At 36.1% G+C, this 16,016-nt stretch carries 22 protein-coding genes and 2 tRNA genes; 21 read left to right on the forward strand and 3 right to left on the reverse strand.

Annotated elements, in window-relative coordinates:
- Positions 1–39: 39 nt before the first annotated feature.
- Positions 40–390, forward strand: coding sequence for a hypothetical protein (locus LBH98_05050; protein ID MDR0304124.1), 351 nt, complete (start codon positions 40–42; stop codon positions 388–390).
- 197 nt (positions 391–587) lie between these two features.
- Here the strand turns inward: LBH98_05050 and LBH98_05055 are convergent, their stop codons facing one another.
- From LBH98_05055 to LBH98_05065, 3 genes are all read right to left on the reverse strand, one after another.
- Entirely contained in the window at positions 588–1,073 is a 486-nt protein-coding gene (locus tag LBH98_05055) for a hypothetical protein (GenBank protein ID MDR0304125.1), read from the reverse strand.
- Positions 1,070–1,720: a tRNA (guanosine(46)-N7)-methyltransferase TrmB gene (gene trmB / locus LBH98_05060; GenBank protein MDR0304126.1), complete on the reverse strand. Its 651-nt coding sequence runs from the start codon at positions 1,718–1,720 to the stop codon at positions 1,070–1,072. The genes LBH98_05055 and trmB overlap by 4 nt, the downstream gene beginning before the upstream one ends.
- A 192-nt stretch (positions 1,721–1,912) precedes the next feature.
- Positions 1,913–2,290 carry a hypothetical protein gene (locus tag LBH98_05065; GenBank protein ID MDR0304127.1) on the reverse strand — a complete coding sequence of 126 codons (378 nt, stop codon included), beginning with the start codon at positions 2,288–2,290 and terminating at the stop codon, positions 1,913–1,915.
- Between the two features lie 120 nt (positions 2,291–2,410).
- Between LBH98_05065 and LBH98_05070 the strand changes: the two genes are divergently transcribed.
- The 20 genes from LBH98_05070 (at position 2,411) to LBH98_05165 (ending at position 15,788) form a co-directional block, all read left to right on the forward strand.
- The gene (locus tag LBH98_05070; protein MDR0304128.1) at positions 2,411–3,301 is read left to right on the forward strand and encodes an NFACT RNA binding domain-containing protein; all 891 of its coding nucleotides are present in this window, start codon (positions 2,411–2,413) and stop codon (positions 3,299–3,301) included.
- Positions 3,291–3,770, forward strand: a complete 480-nt coding sequence (gene rlmH, locus LBH98_05075; GenBank protein ID MDR0304129.1) for a 23S rRNA (pseudouridine(1915)-N(3))-methyltransferase RlmH — start codon at positions 3,291–3,293, stop codon at positions 3,768–3,770. The genes LBH98_05070 and rlmH overlap by 11 nt, the downstream gene beginning before the upstream one ends.
- A gap of 80 nt (positions 3,771–3,850) precedes the next feature.
- Positions 3,851–4,690, forward strand: a complete 840-nt coding sequence (locus tag LBH98_05080; GenBank protein MDR0304130.1) for a methyltransferase domain-containing protein — start codon at positions 3,851–3,853, stop codon at positions 4,688–4,690.
- Between the two features lie 79 nt (positions 4,691–4,769).
- Complete coding sequence (gene dnaJ, locus LBH98_05085; GenBank protein ID MDR0304131.1) at positions 4,770–5,921, forward strand: molecular chaperone DnaJ; 1,152 nt, start codon at positions 4,770–4,772, stop codon at positions 5,919–5,921.
- Between the two features lie 13 nt (positions 5,922–5,934).
- A complete protein-coding gene (locus LBH98_05090) occupies positions 5,935–6,684 on the forward strand; it encodes a glutaminyl-peptide cyclotransferase (GenBank protein MDR0304132.1) in 750 nt (249 codons plus the stop codon).
- A gap of 83 nt (positions 6,685–6,767) precedes the next feature.
- Positions 6,768–7,634, forward strand: a complete 867-nt coding sequence (gene nifU, locus LBH98_05095) for a Fe-S cluster assembly protein NifU (protein ID MDR0304133.1) — start codon at positions 6,768–6,770, stop codon at positions 7,632–7,634.
- 143 nt (positions 7,635–7,777) lie between these two features.
- On the forward strand, positions 7,778–8,527 hold the full coding sequence (locus LBH98_05100) for a tetratricopeptide repeat protein (protein MDR0304134.1): 750 nt from the start codon (positions 7,778–7,780) through the stop codon (positions 8,525–8,527).
- A gap of 230 nt (positions 8,528–8,757) precedes the next feature.
- Positions 8,758–10,128: a bifunctional UDP-3-O-[3-hydroxymyristoyl] N-acetylglucosamine deacetylase/3-hydroxyacyl-ACP dehydratase gene (locus LBH98_05105; GenBank protein MDR0304135.1), complete on the forward strand. Its 1,371-nt coding sequence runs from the start codon at positions 8,758–8,760 to the stop codon at positions 10,126–10,128.
- The gene (gene lpxA, locus LBH98_05110) at positions 10,089–10,937 is read left to right on the forward strand and encodes an acyl-ACP--UDP-N-acetylglucosamine O-acyltransferase (GenBank protein ID MDR0304136.1); all 849 of its coding nucleotides are present in this window, start codon (positions 10,089–10,091) and stop codon (positions 10,935–10,937) included. The genes LBH98_05105 and lpxA overlap by 40 nt, the downstream gene beginning before the upstream one ends.
- Before the next feature lie 40 nt (positions 10,938–10,977).
- Positions 10,978–11,054: transfer RNA gene (locus LBH98_05115), tRNA-Pro, on the forward strand.
- A gap of 10 nt (positions 11,055–11,064) precedes the next feature.
- Positions 11,065–11,138, forward strand: a tRNA-Arg gene (locus LBH98_05120).
- 101 nt (positions 11,139–11,239) lie between these two features.
- On the forward strand, positions 11,240–11,458 hold the full coding sequence (locus LBH98_05125) for a hypothetical protein (GenBank protein MDR0304137.1): 219 nt from the start codon (positions 11,240–11,242) through the stop codon (positions 11,456–11,458).
- Positions 11,459–11,470: 12 nt separating this feature from the next.
- The gene (locus LBH98_05130) at positions 11,471–12,094 is read left to right on the forward strand and encodes a hypothetical protein (GenBank protein ID MDR0304138.1); all 624 of its coding nucleotides are present in this window, start codon (positions 11,471–11,473) and stop codon (positions 12,092–12,094) included.
- A gap of 31 nt (positions 12,095–12,125) precedes the next feature.
- Complete coding sequence (locus tag LBH98_05135; protein MDR0304139.1) at positions 12,126–12,500, forward strand: hypothetical protein; 375 nt, start codon at positions 12,126–12,128, stop codon at positions 12,498–12,500.
- 34 nt (positions 12,501–12,534) lie between these two features.
- Positions 12,535–13,341 carry a hypothetical protein gene (locus tag LBH98_05140; protein MDR0304140.1) on the forward strand — a complete coding sequence of 269 codons (807 nt, stop codon included), beginning with the start codon at positions 12,535–12,537 and terminating at the stop codon, positions 13,339–13,341.
- Positions 13,319–13,678, forward strand: coding sequence for a hypothetical protein (locus LBH98_05145; protein MDR0304141.1), 360 nt, complete (start codon positions 13,319–13,321; stop codon positions 13,676–13,678). The genes LBH98_05140 and LBH98_05145 overlap by 23 nt, the downstream gene beginning before the upstream one ends.
- 1 nt (position 13,679) lies before the next feature.
- The gene (locus LBH98_05150; GenBank protein ID MDR0304142.1) at positions 13,680–14,540 is read left to right on the forward strand and encodes a hypothetical protein; all 861 of its coding nucleotides are present in this window, start codon (positions 13,680–13,682) and stop codon (positions 14,538–14,540) included.
- A gap of 1 nt (position 14,541) precedes the next feature.
- Positions 14,542–14,760 (forward strand): hypothetical protein, encoded by a 219-nt coding sequence (locus LBH98_05155; protein MDR0304143.1) that lies wholly within the window; start codon positions 14,542–14,544, stop codon positions 14,758–14,760.
- A gap of 13 nt (positions 14,761–14,773) precedes the next feature.
- On the forward strand, positions 14,774–15,421 hold the full coding sequence (locus LBH98_05160) for a hypothetical protein (GenBank protein ID MDR0304144.1): 648 nt from the start codon (positions 14,774–14,776) through the stop codon (positions 15,419–15,421).
- Between the two features lie 16 nt (positions 15,422–15,437).
- A complete protein-coding gene (locus LBH98_05165; protein MDR0304145.1) occupies positions 15,438–15,788 on the forward strand; it encodes a hypothetical protein in 351 nt (116 codons plus the stop codon).
- Positions 15,789–16,016: the final 228 nt, after the last annotated feature.

Genomic DNA, 16,016 nt, shown 5'->3' on the forward strand with positions numbered 1-16,016 from the left:
GCGCATAAATTATATTTATAGGTAACCAAGGAGGGATTTATGTTGCCTATAACGGATAGAGAACGTGAAAGCATAGTATTTCACAAGAAAAACGGAGAAAAGAACACGGATATTGCAAAATGGATGAGAGTTAGTATCAGCTGTATAACAAGAATATGGCATCGTTACACAACGACAGGTGTTTATACCCCCAAGCCTCAGAATAGTGGTAGAAAACCATTGGTTACAAATTCGCAAATGGATAAGGTTGTTGCAAGAATCAAAGATAAGCCTGACATTACCTTGTCTGATTTAATAGATGAGTTGTCGCTTGGAATTAGCGAATCTGCTCTTTGTAGACGTTTGTCGTCTTTAGAGCTCACACTTAAAAAAAGACGTTATACCCGATAGAACAAAATCGTATTGATGTTCAAGAAAGTCGTAATGAATGGCGAGAGAACAAACAATCATCTTTTGATGTTAAGAAGTTGATTTTTATTATATTTGTAATCGTTGGTAGCGTTGAACATAGGTTAAGCGTTACAAACAAGTTCTATTTTTATGTCCTGATTATAGGTTTACACAATTTCTGAAACAGACCCTAACTCTTATTTCGCCCACTGTTGCCGCCCGTTTTCCCAAAAAGGACTCCACTGTATCTCCGTACATACGCCAGATTCAAACCAAATATTGAGACATTTTGAATCTGAAAAAAGTAAAAGCGTTTCAACTCCGTTAGTTTCTTCGACGGGAAATTTTTCTTCCGCGATTTCTCCGACATCCATATTTTCAAGAATTTTCTTTACCTCAAAAAATGAACGACCTATAAGTATTTCTCCGTTAAGCGTTAATTCTTCGTTATCGGTTTCGATTGTACCAAGCCTCCACTCGTCTTCTTCGTCAAAATAGAGAGAAATTCCAAATTTGTCGTAAATCCACACTACCGTATCGCCGTGTTCTTCTTCGTCGAAACCCGGGACTTGCGAATTATCGACCTCGTCCGGCTCGCCGAGTACGCTTTTTACTTCGCCGAATCGTGAGCCGAAAAGTAATTCGTTGCCGATTCCGCGCCCCAATTCAATAGTTTTTTTCATTTTTTCCCTCCAAAATTCACAATAATAAAAAATATTTTTTTTTCAGATTCCGCAAATTTTTCTTCATATTCGCTGCGAATATTCCATGACGGTTCCGAATTGTGTAAATCAAGCCGTATTTCATCAATACGAAGCCCAAAATTGTTGAACTCTTTAACAGAAAACTCAAACAATCCGACATTGTCGGTTTTAAACTGCAAAATTCCGTTACCGGCAAGGATTTTTTTGTACTTTTCAAGAAAAATACGACTCGTCAAACGGCGTTTTTCATAAACGGTTTTGCTCCACGGATCAGAAAAATTAAGATAAATTTTTTCTATTTCGTTTTTGGCGAAACAATCGTTAATTTTCTGAGCGTCAATTTTTATAAAGCGTAAGTTTGTAAGTTTTTTATCAACGTTTTTTTTAAGAGCGCGCACTAATACGGAATCGAATTTTTCAATGCCGATGAAATTTAAGCCGGGATTTTGCATGGCGGAATTTATTATAAATTTCCCTCTTCCCGCACCGATTTCAACATGAATGCCGTTTTTGTTTCCAAATATTTTTTCCGCCCATAATCCCTTGAAATCTATTGGATTTTGAATAACGACATCCGGAAATTCCGTAAGTTTTTGGTAAGCGTATGGAATGTTTCGTAATCTCATTTTTATCAAACCTTGTTATTCTTCAATCAATAATAATTTTGTAATTTTTTTAATACCGGTTATTCCAAATTCTTAAACACTTTCATATTCTATATTCGATAGATATTCTTTCTTTAAATATAACATTATGAACTAAATAAAATATGGATCGATGAAAAATAATTCCATCGATCCATATAAAATGGAAACAAATTATTTTCCGGACGTCTTTTTTGCCGGCGATTTTGCCGCAGGCTTCGATGCTGTGGGTTTTACCGCGGTTTCCTCTTTTTCCACAATGGCGATTTTTGTTAAATCAAGAACGGAATTGCTTGTGCCGAACGGTGAAGCGACTAACGTAAGATCGGTATCCGGATTCCAACGACCGTCAATTGAATATCCGAATTGGTACGCTTTTCCCAAATCAATGTTTATTTTTATAGAAAAAGTCCCGTTTTTGTTTTTTTTCATTACCCAGACTTCCCAATTATCCCACTCTCCGGTGAGAATTGCTTGCGATGCCCCATCTTTAAGCGGCGTCGTGAATGTTATGGTCGCTTTTTTACCTTTTGGCGCAATTTCTACAGCCATAAAAACTCCTTTTATAATAAAATAAAGATATCACAAAACATAATTGTAAAATAATTATTTTCTATCAAACAAAGCAAGAATTTTTTTTATTTGTCAACTATTTTTCAAAAAAAGGAGTTTATGGAAGAAAATCCGCGAAATAACGATTTGATTTTACTGAAAAGTCAAACTCAAAAAGAGATAACTCGAGCCAAAAAAAAATTGGAAAAACAAAAAATTGAATATAAAGAGTCGGCAAATTGGGAAACCTACAAAAACTTTGCAGATACGATTTTGATTAATAAAAATTTGATAAAAAAGGGAATGAATTTTGTCGAATTAGCCGACGAATCAACGCAATTGAAAATGAAAATAGAATTAAATCGTACGCTCTCGGCGGTAGAAAACGCCGAAATGTATTACAGGAAATCGCGAAAAGGAAAAAGGAGTTGTGAAATTTGTGTAGAAAAAACAAAAGAAACCGAAAATGAAATCGCAAATTTGGAAAAATTGCTTGAAAAAATTTGTTACTTTATTGATAACGGTTTTGCAGAAAGAGAAAACGAAGCAGAAAATTTACTGAGCATGCGGCATTCGTCAAAAACAGTACAAGCCGCTAAAGTCATAAAAAATGATAAAAAAACGTCTTTTAGACATTACAATTATAAAGGGTACGATATTTATGCAGGAAAAACGAGCGGCGATAATGACGAATTGTCGGTAAAATTCGCAAATCCGAGCGATATTTGGTTTCATGCGGCAGGATTTGCCGGTTCGCATTTGATAATTAGGCGTAAGAAAGGAGATCCTATGCCGCCCAACGACGTTTTGAGCGTTGCAGGTGGAATAGCGGTATTTTTTTCAAAAGCCAAAAACAGCGGATATACCGAAGTGAATATGACCGAAGCGAGATTTGTTCGTAAACCGCGAAAATCGCCTGCCGGTATAGTCATAGCCGAAAGATGTAAAACGATTAGAGTGTTACCGATTGACCCGCAAAAATTATTTAAAGAGCAAAACAATGAAAATTAGTATAATTGCCGTCGGAAAAATTAAAGAAAACTATATCAAAGATGCAATTTCGGAATACTCAAAACGGCTTTCGGCGTTTGCAAAAGTACGAATAATCGAAATTAACGACGAAAAATGTTCCGAAAATTTAAGTGAAACCGAAAAAAGAATTGTAACCGATAAAGAAGGCAAAAAAATTATTTCACAAATCAATAAAAGCGATTTCGTATATTCGCTCGCAATCAACGGTAAAAAATTGTCGTCGCAGGACTTCAGCGTGCAAATCCAAAATAACATGAATAACGGGTATGGGAATTTGGTTTTCGTAATAGGCGGATCGCTTGGACTTTCAAATGAAGTTTTGGAAGCGGGCGACTTTCGTTTATCGTTTTCCGATATGACTTTTCCGCATCAAATTATGCGTCTTATTTTACTGGAACAAATATACAGATGTTTTAAAATCATCGGTAACGAACCATACCACAAGTGAAATAAAAAATTTTCAAAAATTGTTTCTTTCGCGTCGTTTTCGCATTTAGTATTTTACAAGCGATTCAAAAAGGAGCGAAAATGAGTTGGAAAAACAAAATAACCTGGAAATACGATGATATTATCAAGTATTATCGTGACTCTGCTTGGGCGTTTGAGAAACTTTGGGGACCGGATATGCATTACGGATACTGGGAAAAAGGCGTGAAAAGTCAAAAAAAAGCTGCCCGAAGAATGAATGAAAAAGTAGTAGAGAAAATAAAAATAACCAAAGACGATTACGTTTTGGACGCCGGTTGCGGAATCGGCGGAAATGCGGTTTGGCTCGCACAAACATTCGGCTGTAAGGTTGTCGGGGTAAGTATCGTTCCGGAGCAAATAGAAACGGCGAAAAGACGAGCAAAAGAAGAAGGCGTTGAAAATTTGTGTGAGTTTATGCTTATGGATTATATGAATTTGCAGTTTCCTGACAACACGTTTTCGGCGGTTATGGGACTTGAAAGTATTTGCTATGCCAATCCAAAAAGTGAATTTATAAAAGGCGTTTATCGTGTGCTGAAACCCAACGGAAGATTTGGGATGGCGGACGGATTTGCAAGCAAGGAAGCTTATGAAGGTAAAGAAAAGCGCCTTATGGGGCGTTGGATGGACGGTTGGAAATTAAACAATCTTGACGCTCCGTCACAGTGGAAGAGATATGCGGAAAATGTCGGTTTTACTTCGATAAATTACGAAAATATCACCAAAAACGTTAAACCGTCGTCACGATTATTGTTTGCGTGGTCGCTTTTTTCGCTTCATTGGCACATTTTGGACAGAATTTTTGAAATTCGCGACTATCCTAACGACGCTTTGTGGTATCAATATTGGGTAATCAAAAAAGGTTTGGCCGAATATGGAATTTTTTGGGCGAATAAATAAAAAATTTTGCTTTTTTTCAGGAAATAAATTATTTTCGTGAGAAATTTGGACGATTTGTTGGATTATTATTGGAGAAATTATGGCAAATAAGAAAGATTATTATGATGTTTTGGGGGTTTCGAAAGAAGCGAGCGAAGACGACATTAAAAAAGCATACAGAAAACTTGCCGTCCGTTTTCATCCGGATAAAAATCCAAACGACCCGGAAGCGGCGGAAAGATTCCGCGAGGCGACAGAATCTTACGAAGTGTTGAAAGACGAAAATAAACGCAAACAATATGACAAATTCGGACATGCGGCTTTTGACGGCGCAGCGTCCGGCGGATTTAGCGGCGGCTTCAGCGGTATGGACTTAAACGAAGCGCTAAAAGCGTTTATGGGCGACTTTGGGGGCGACTCGTTTTTCGGCGATATTTTTGGAAATTCACGGGCAAGGCGTACAAATCAAGGCTCCGTAAATCAGGGTAAAAACATTCAAATAAAACTTTCACTTTCACTTAAAGAAATGCACGACGGGGTTTCAAAGACAATAAAAATTAAACATAAAATCGGATGTTCTTCGTGCGGCGGTTCGGGTTCCAAAAGCGGAAAATTAGAAAGTTGCCCGCAATGTAACGGAAGCGGGAGATCGCGCAGGATAATGCAGTCGATTTTCGGACAAATGGTTCAGGAAACGATTTGCGCACGGTGTTCAGGAACTGGGAAAATAGTTAAGGATCCGTGCAATTCCTGTTTAGGCGCGGGAATTGTCGAAGGAGAAGACAAAGTCTCCGTAAGTATTCCCGCCGGTGTAAGCGAAGGTAATTATATAACGGTAGACGGTAAAGGCGACAAAGGGATAAACAACGGAATTTCCGGCGACTTGATCGTAATCATTTATGAGAAAGACGATTCTATTTTCACGCGTCACGGAATCGATTTGATTACCGATATGGAAATTTCGTTCAGCGACGCAGCGCTTGGCTGTGAAATAATTATCGAAACATTTTCCGATAAGGTTAAAGTTAAAGTTCCTGCCGGAACGCAATCCGAAAAAGTAATAAAAATCCCCGGAAAAGGAATGCCCGTTCTCCACAACGAAAGAAACAAAGGCGACGTTTTAATAAGAATAAAAGTAAAAACGCCTGAAAATTTGTCCAAAGCCGAAAGAGATATTTTTGAAGATCTGCGAAAATTAGAGCAAAAACCCAAAAGTATTTTTCACAAATTCAAAAATAATTTCGGTTTGTAACTTTAAAATTGTCGTGAGAAACTTTTTTATCATATTAATTTTTATTATTGGTAACGTTTTCTCCAATAATTCGTTTGAATATGAAGTTCTGGGTTCAATTCCGCATAACCCGGAAAGTTTTACGCAAGGACTCTTAATTATCGGCGAAAACATTTATGAAAGTACCGGTTCGGTCGGACGCGGTTCTCACGTCATAGTCATTGATAAAAAAACCGGGAACGAACTTAAATCGGTAAAATCCGGTGGAATTTTCGGCGAAGGTTTGGCGTTTGACGGCTCAATGCTGTGGCAACTTTCGTGGCAAGAGCAAAAAGCGCTTGTTTATAGCGTAAAATCGTTAAACAAAGTTGCCGAAATCCCTTATAAAGGCGAAGGATGGGGGCTTACTTACATTCCAAAAGAGCGAACTTTTGCGATGTCAAACGGTAGTTCTCAGATAATTTTTCGCGACCAGGAGTTTAACGAAACGGGCAAGATTTCTGTCAAGATGAATAAAATTCCGATAGATAAACTCAACGAATTGGAGATTTGGAACGAAAAAATTCTGGCGAACCGCTGGTACAGCGATACGATTTTTGTCATCGATATACAAACCGGCGACGTCGAAAATTTTATTGATTTGACAGAACTTAGGAAATCCGAAAACCCGCGAATCGCCGATGGAAATGTACTTAACGGAATTGCCGCTATTGATAAAGAAACGCTTTTGATTACCGGAAAAAGATGGCGTAAATTTTACATAATAAAAATAAAACCAAACTGAAATTCTTTCAAAATTTGTTTTTTGCGTAAAAATTCCTTGAAATTAAAGTATTTTTCAAAATATTTTTGGAAGGAGAACAAATTATGTGGGAATATACCGATGAAGTCCGCGACCATTATTTGCATCCGCGAAACGTAGGCGAAATTGAAAATCCCGACGGATTCGGAGAGGTAGGAAATATAAAATGCGGCGATGCGCTAAGGCTTACTTTTACTCTTGATGAAAACAAAAAAATCAATGATGCAAAATTCAAAACATTCGGCTGCGGAAGCGCGATTGCGTCATCGTCTGTGCTTACGGAAATGGTAAAAGGGCTGTCCTTGGAAGAAGCCGAAAAAATTACAAACGACGATATTGCAAAAACGCTTGGCGGTCTGCCGGACGCAAAAATGCACTGTTCGGTTATGGGACAGGACGCGCTGAAATCGGCGATTGAATATTATAGAAATGGGAAAAAACCCTTTGTGAAAGAGGTAAAATCACGGCTTATTTGTACATGTTTTAACGTATATGAAAACGATATTATCGAGAAAATTCGCTTAAACGGACTTACGAGCGTAGAGCAGGTTACAAATTATACAAAAGCGTGCGGCGGTTGCGGAAAATGCGGGGAAGAAATTTCCGGGATAATTAAGAAAACTCTTGCGCAAATGGATGAGGAACATAATCACGAAACTGAAAAACCAAAACTTTCTAAAGACGCTAATAAAAAACTTACCGTTTTTGAGAAAATAGAAAAGGTGCGCAAAGTACTTAACGAAACTGTGCGTCCTGGACTTCAAAACGACGGCGGAGACTGCGAATTTGTAGATATTGACGGGAACGAAATTACGGTGAAACTGTTGGGACATTGTACGTCTTGTCCGTTTTCACAAGCGACAGCGAAAGAATTTATTGAAAAAGAGTTGCAGGAAAACGCTTTCGAAAATGCGATTGTAACGCTGGGATAGTTTTTAATCTGCAAGTCAAAGTTGTAGAAATTTATTCCGCAATACCGATACTTTTATGAAGTTAGCGAAAACTTACACAAAATTTGCATTGTTTATCGGATAAAAAGTATTTTTGAAAAAAATCATAAGGAAAGAGAGCTTTTATGACAGACGCTATTTCTGATAAAATTGTGGACGCGGCGCAAAAGATTTGTGACAAAGATTACAAAAATGCGATGTCTATTCTCGTTGATGTAATTGATGAGGACCCTAATTGTGCGCTTGCTTACAATTATTTGGGAATTATCGCTTGGGAAGAAAGCCGTTGGGAAGATTCTTACGGATTATTCAAAGAAGCGGCAACGCTTGACAAAGGAAACGAAGACGCTATAAACAATCTTATTGATTCTGCATTTAAGTTGCATAAAATTGAAGATATTATTCCTATAGTAGAAACGGCGGCGCAGGAAAATCCGCAAAGCGAAGAATTAACCGGAATTTACAAAACGCTTTCCGACAAAACCAACGACATTTATAAATGCGATCGCGCCTTGCATATCGGTTGGTACAACCCGTTAATCGAAGCGGGCGATAATTTTGCTCAAAGCGGTAATTATGACGAAGCGCGAAGAAAATATATTGAAGCGTTTGACACCTCTGGACCGTCGGCAGAGGCGTATAACGGATTAGGAATTATACAGTTTAACGCTAAAGAATATCGTGAGGCGTTTTTACTGTTTTTCGAGTCGATAAAAATGAATCCCACTAACATTGATACCTTTTTGAATTTATTTGACAGCGCAAAAAATTGCGGAGAAGAAGAAACCGCTTTACAAATATACGAAACGCTTGCGGCGGAGTACTCTCACCTTAAGCGGTTAAAAGAAGAAGCGCAAAGTTTGAATAAAAATTAAAAAACTTAAAAAAATTATAAAGTTTTTTTTCAAATCGTCCGATAACTTAAATATAAAACGAGAAGATTAAACACCTCCCTATGTGTGTTTCTGTCTGGCTTCCCCTGTTCAAGACGGAAAATCTTAAAGTTTTTTTGTAATGGTTCTCTCCCCGGAGAACCATTTTTTTTGCATTTTAATTTTGGCATTTATTATGTTATACTCCAACAGAACGTATTGGAGGTAGTATTTTGAAACAAAAGACAATTGCAAAATCCGGTTCTCTTACCGGAGTCGGACTTCATACCGGCGTTAATGCAACGATAACTTTAAATCCTGCGCCGATTGATTACGGAATTAAATTTGTACGTATTGATTTAGAGCAAAAAATTGAAATTCCAGCAAATATTGATTTTGTCGTAGGCGACGCGAGAGGTACGGCGATAGGAATAGACAACGTAAAAATATTTACAATAGAGCATTTAATGGCGGCTTTAGCGGCAAAAGGAATTTCAAATTGCAGGATTGAATTAAACGCCGAAGAAATTCCGTTAATGGACGGTTCGGCGAAACCGTTTATCGACTTGATAATCTCGCTTGGCGAAGAAGAGCAAGATGCAGAGCAAGAATTTATAGAATTTGACGAACCGATGTGGCTGTATAACGAAAATAACATTGCAATTTCCGTTTTCCCCGCAAAAGATTACTATATAACATTGATGATTGACTATCAAAATCCCATAATCGGAACACAGCATACGACAATTTTTAATTTTAACGACTTTGATAAAGATTTTGCTCCGGCTAGAACATTCTGTTTTCTGTCGGAAATTGAAACCTTGAGCAAACAAGGACTTATTAGAGGCGGAACTCTTGACAGTGCGATGGTTTTGCAGGATATAGCGTTTGACGACCAAAAAGCAAAAGAGTTAAGCGAAAAGTTTCCTAATTCGTCGCCGATTTTTCCGGGAACAAACGGCTTTCTGAGCGATCGTCAGCTTCGATTTGAAAACGAGTTGTGCAGACACAAAGCGGTCGATTTGGTGGGCGATTTGTATTTGCTGGGCAAACCGATTAAAGGTCATATTATGGCGGCAAGAAGCGGTCATGCGGCAAATCATGCTTTTGCCAAAAGAGTAAGAGAATATTTATCTAAAAAAACAGAAAAACAATCCGTTGTAAAAATTACTTACGACGATATTTTGAAAATGTTGCCGCATAGATATCCTTTCCTTTTGGTTGACGGGGTCGATGAGATTATTCCCGGGCATAAAATTACTGCGTACAAAAACGTTTCGTTCAGCGATAATTTTTTTCAGGGGCATTTTCCGGGGAATCCGATTATGCCCGGAGTTTTGCAGCTTGAAGCGTTAGCCCAAGCGGGCGGCTTAATGGTTTTATACGAAGAAAATCTAAAAGAAAATAATGCCGAGCAAAAATCAATGCTTTATATGAGCGTTAATAATTGCAAATTTCGAGCGCCGGTTCGTCCGGGAGATAAACTCGTTTTGGAACTGAATTTGATTAAACAGCGTAAAAATATTTTCGTATGTGAGGCGAAATCTACGGTAAACGGGAAAGTATGCTGCGAAGCGGAACTCACCTGCATGGTGAACGTGTAAGGTTAAAAATGAGCGTAGAAATAAGCGAAAAAGCGATTATCGGTAAAAATGCGGAATTTGGAAACAATGTAAAAATTGCACCGTTTGCGATAATTGAAGATAACGTCGTAATCGACGATTACACAACCATAGGTTCGCATGCATATATCGGAAGCCATACGAAAATAGGAAAAAATTGCAGAATTTTTAACGGGGCGAGCGTAGGAACGATAGCGCAAGATTTGAAATATCGTGACGAAGACGCGTTCTTATTCATCGGAGACGAAGTTATTATCCGCGAATTTGTAACTATAAACAAAGGAACGTCGGCAAATAACGGGATAACAAAAATCGGTAATAATTGCGCACTTTTGGCTTACTGTCATGTCGCTCACGATTGCGAGGTCGGAGATTTTTTTGTCGCCTCTAACAATCTCGCGATGGCCGGACACACAACGATAGGCAGAAACGTAATATGCGGCGGTAACGTTTCCATTCATCAATTTACGCACATAGGCGATTATTCTTTTATAGGCGCCAATTCTTATGTTTCAATGGATATTGTTCCATATTCTCTGATAGGTACGGCAGACGGAGAAACTTTTGTCGCCGGACATAATAAAGTCGGATTGGAGCGAAACGGATTCAGCGCGGACGATATAAGTAAGATAAAAAAAATATATAAATTACTGTTTTTCCGGGAACTATCCGTTTCTGAAGCGAAAAAACAAATTTTAAACGAAGTCGGACAAAATACGATTTCTCAACGGGTTCTGGATTTTATAGAAAAATCACAAAGAGGACTTTTGCGGGTTAGAAGCAAAGAATAACTTGATTTTTTACACGAAAATATATTATTTTGCAACAGTTCGGAGAGTAGCGCAGTCTGGTAGCGCCCCGGTTTTGGGAACCGGTTGTCGCAGGTTCAAATCCTGTCTCTCCGACCAATAAACCGTCGCACCCTTAGCTCAGCTGGATAGAGCAACTGCCTTCTAAGCAGTAGGTCGCAGGTTCGAATCCTGCAGGGTGTATTTCTATCGTTATAAAATACATATAAAACAAAAATTCAAAAAAATAAAAAATCCGGGCGAAGACCGTAAAACAAATATTATATTATTTATGGAGTTTAAATATGACATTACATACACTAAATTTCAGGCAAGGTTTATCGGATTTTGAAGGCAGAACAGTTTATACTTCTTTTCCTTTGTCTGGTTCTTATGAAGTAGTTTTGTTGCCGATAGAATCAAATAGAGGTCATGAATATTTGGCGTTACCTATTGTGGAAAAAGTGAAGGCGGAATCTAATAACGCTATTTTATTAAATAAGGTTGAAATCGAAAAACTTTAAAAGGAAATCCAAATGAAAAATTTATTTAAAATTGTATTTTTTGCATTTGTATTTGGAATACTTAGCGGTTGTGGAAGCGGCGAAAATTCAAATAGTGATGATTTTGTTTTTCCAAAACAAGAATATGTTAAATGTTTTAACAACGAATCTGAAATTGTTCGTTTTATAGGTAATGATGGTAAAGAAATTAATACTTATTCTATTCCATTCTCTGGCTGTAAAAATGTTTTTGATTATAAAAAAGGAGAATATTTAGAAGGAGAATATTTGTTTACGATTGTCCCTGATGTATTAAATGATAGTTTATTAAGTATTTATGAACATCAACTGTATAAGGCATATAAACACAATGGTAAACTAGTGTTTTATTATGAAATGCCAAATTATCAGAGTCCACCAATAGCAGACACAATTAATGTATTTGGAGTCTCATATAAAAAATACTCTTATAGGCGCATAGAATTGCCTAAATTTACGACAAAGGAATCTTTTTTTAATTTCGTTGCTCAAAAACAAATAGAAGTTGATTATATTATGCATTACTCTTTTGCAGAACAGAGTAATATTGTTCTTCAATACTCTATTGGGTATTTTAAAAACAATGAATTCATTATGGGAAGAGTTTCTAATTTTTAGTAAATGTTTATGATTTTCAAAGGGGAACAATATGTCAGGCAGACCACTTTTATCTTCAGCAGATTTGAAGAATTATACAAGCACTTCAGGGGCAGTTCCTGATTTTGATGTTTTATTAAAACCTTATGAAAGTAAAACTATTAAATATGATGAGAACAAATTATATGAGAAACCGAAAGTTATTCCCACAACTCCGTGTTCAATGCAGAGTAATAGTTTGCCATGTTCTCCTAATCCGGCTATACCGAGAGAATATGTAGAGGAATCAGAAGTGAAATTATTGTCAAGGTTTTGTTGCAATGGTTTATGGACTCAACCATCTCCGGCAAATCCTATTAATAATAAGTGTACAGTAAATGGAGGAGCGGGAATTTCTATTTTGGGTAAAAGTAAACACACAATGTAAGGAGAAAAAATGAACTATTTAGCGAGAGTGTTTTATGGCAATAAATGAATTAGAAACAAGAATCCGTGCTGTTACGGGAAATCTTGGTACGGCATTTGAGAATATGAAAGCGAGTTTGAAAAACTCTCGTTTGTCGGATTCGTTTCGTTTCGACGTAGATTTAAGTCGCGTAAATCAGCAAATAAATACAGTTAAATCAAGTTTAGCTAGTGTAAACACAAGTTTTGATGCTAAACAACTTAAAGATAAATTCTCAAATTTATCTGATTCCGTAAATTCTGTGTCGAATGTTAAAGAAAAATTTTCCTCTTTGTTTGACGATTTGAAATCCAAAGTCCAAGAAAGAACCAAAGGCATAAGCGATAATATGAAAAATATGCTAAAAGATTTTGATTTTGACTCGAAAATAGCTGGTATTACCTCAAAAGTTTCTTCATCGTTTGGTGATTTGAAAACCAGAGTTCAAGAGAAAGCAAAAAGTATAAGCGGTGGCATGAAAAATATGTTTCAATCGGGAAATATTAAGGATTTTGCAGGAAATTTAGGAACAAAGTTGTCGGGTGAAAAGGCTTCAAATATTATGTCTATGATGAGAGGAAATCCTATAAATGGAATTATTCAAGAGGCGACATCAAGCATACGAAATTATATTTCGGAAGCAAAGACGGTTTTACCTGCGTCAAATGTTAATGGTATGATGCAGCAAAACGATATGAATGCGAAAGGGTTTTTTGACAAAATGATAAACGAATTACATGTTATCGCTCGCAATACTTCTCAAAAATACGAGGCAATGCAACCTAAACAGGGAGGCATAATTGGCAATAGCGACAGTCATTAAAAACAACTCTCTTTCTACAATGAAATTGGGTAAATATACGCTTAATGTTACGAATTTTGAATTTGTAAAAGAGTATTCAATGGATACATATCCCGATGAAACAAACAGTAACGCGATATACATAACCCCAACATACTTAACGCAGTTATCCGTGTCGGTTACGGGAGTAATTATTGACCCGCCGCAAGATATTCAAGACGCGTTACTTAACGTATTAAATCAAAAATCATTTAAATACACTAAACACAACAGAACATTTTTGATTCAACGTATCAGAGCGGTACAAGCGGAAGAGGGTATTCAAGTAGAACTTGTCGCCTTTACAAAGGAATTATAATATGATTTTGTCGTTAGATATAGAAATGACAAGATCGTCTGCCGGAGGGCAAATTATTTTTGACTCTCCTTTGATGAAATCGGATGTTCCCGAAGTGAATTTTCTGTTATCTCATTTAAAAACTGCGCCAAAATTTGAAAACGGAACGTATAAATGCGAAATTGTAGATACAACGGAAGAAAATTCGAATATTCAATTTAATTTTGAACAAGGCAAAGTTATGTTTCCGTCTCTATTAAAAATAAAAGCGTTGGGAAGAGAGTTACGATATAACACTACGGAAAAATATGAAACGGTTAAAGGAAGTTTGAAAGATTTATTGTACGAATTTAATACGTGGGTGTGGTCGGGAACATATTTGCTCCCTCCGACAGGAGATAAATTAAAATTTATTCAATCGGGTATGTCTTTTGATGAAATGTCTAATTCTTTTTTTTTCACGGAATTAAATCAGGGATTGGGTTATAGATTCCCAAAACGTCCGGGAGAAGTAATTGTTTCGGTAAAATTTATGAAATTTGGTCAAACATATCTTACAAAACAAGTTTCACATGTAAGGCTAGGAGCAAATGAGGACGATAAATTATATGCGGAACTTACCGACGAAGAACGCAGAGGCGGGATTATGAACAAAGAAAATTTGAAAAATTTGTATGCCGCTTGGGATGCAACGAGACAAAATTTAATGGCGCGAGTTAAAGAAGGGTCCGCACAGATAAAAGATATGAAAGAATTATTTCAGAATGGATACGAGTCCGTCAGTAAACTTTACGGCACTAAGGCTTCCGCTCCGAAAATATCCATCTCAAATAGATTTAAATATAAAAAATTCAACGAAAAAAGAAATATCATAAGAGGATAATATGACATTATATACACTAAATTTTAGACAGGGTTTATCGGATTTTGAAGGCAAAACAGTTTATACATCTTTTCCGCTTTCAGGTTCGTATGAGGTTGTGTTATTTCCTATTGAATCGGATAGAGGTCATGAATATTTGGCATTACCGATTGTGGAAAAAGTGAAAGCAGAATCTAAAAGTGCTATTTTATTAAATAAGGTTGAAATCGAAAAACTTTAAAAGGAAATTCAATATGAAAAAATTACTAAAAATTATATTGTTTGCGTTTATATTTGGAATATTTATAAGTTGCGGAAGTAGCGGTGAAAATGGCGAAAATGCAAATAATAAAGAATTTGTGTTTCCCGAGCAAGAATATGTACACTGTTATAATAATGAGCCTCTGTTTGTCCGTTTTATAGGTAATGATGGTATTAGAAGAGAGTCATATTCTGTTCCATTATCTGGTTGCAGAAATAGTTTTGATTACGAAAGAGGAGAGTATTTAGAAGGAGAATATCTGTTTACCATCAGTCCTCATATACTAGATAACGATTCTTTAAAAGTCTATGCTCATCATCTATACAGAGTACACAAACATAATAACAAATTAATATTTTATTATGAAATGCCAAACTATCAGAATCCCCCAATGACTGATACAATAAATATACATGCAGACACATATAAGAGGTTTATTTATAAAAATATAGAATTGCCTCAATTTAATACAAGGCAATCTTTTTTTGATTTTGTTGTTTTAAAAGAGGTAGAAGCAGACTACATTATGTACTATTCTTGGGAAGAACATAATACTCCTAATATTATTTCGTATAATATAGGATATTTTAAAGGTAACGAGTTTTTGAGAGGAAATTTTCTCTCAATTAATGGTAATTAAAAAGAGGAACTATAATATGGCAGGAAAACCACTTTTATCGTCAGCAGATTTGAAAAATTATACAAGTACGCAAGGTTTAATACCAGATACGGATCAGCTGTTTAAACCTTATGAGTATAAGCACATGTCATGGAACAACAATGTATTCTATGAAAAACCAAAATCAGCAGTCACAGTAGAATGTGCTGGTCAATCTAATAGTTTATCATGTGGTTCAACATCTATAGTTTATACAAACGAATCGGAAATAAACTTAATTTCAAAAGTAGAATGTGATGGTTTATGGAAACAACAAACAAATCCACCATCTACTTTACCATGTAAATGTACATTTGTAGGTGATTCTGGAATTTCTATTTTAAAATAAATAAGAAAACAAAAGATTTATAAAAAACGAATAAATTTAAGAAGAAACAACAAAACATAAAAAAGTTAGGCATTTTTCAAAAGAATGTATTATATTTTTTCTAAGGAAAACATTAGACCTCTTGCGAAATCAATATTTTTTTAATTGAGTATGGATTTTTCTTGTTTGTTTTTTAAATTATATTATTTTCCACTCTATGAAATACGAAAACATAAAAAATTACTCCGA

This window comes from Chitinispirillales bacterium, assembly GCA_031254455.1.
GTDB lineage: Bacteria > Fibrobacterota > Chitinivibrionia > Chitinivibrionales > Chitinivibrionaceae > WRFX01.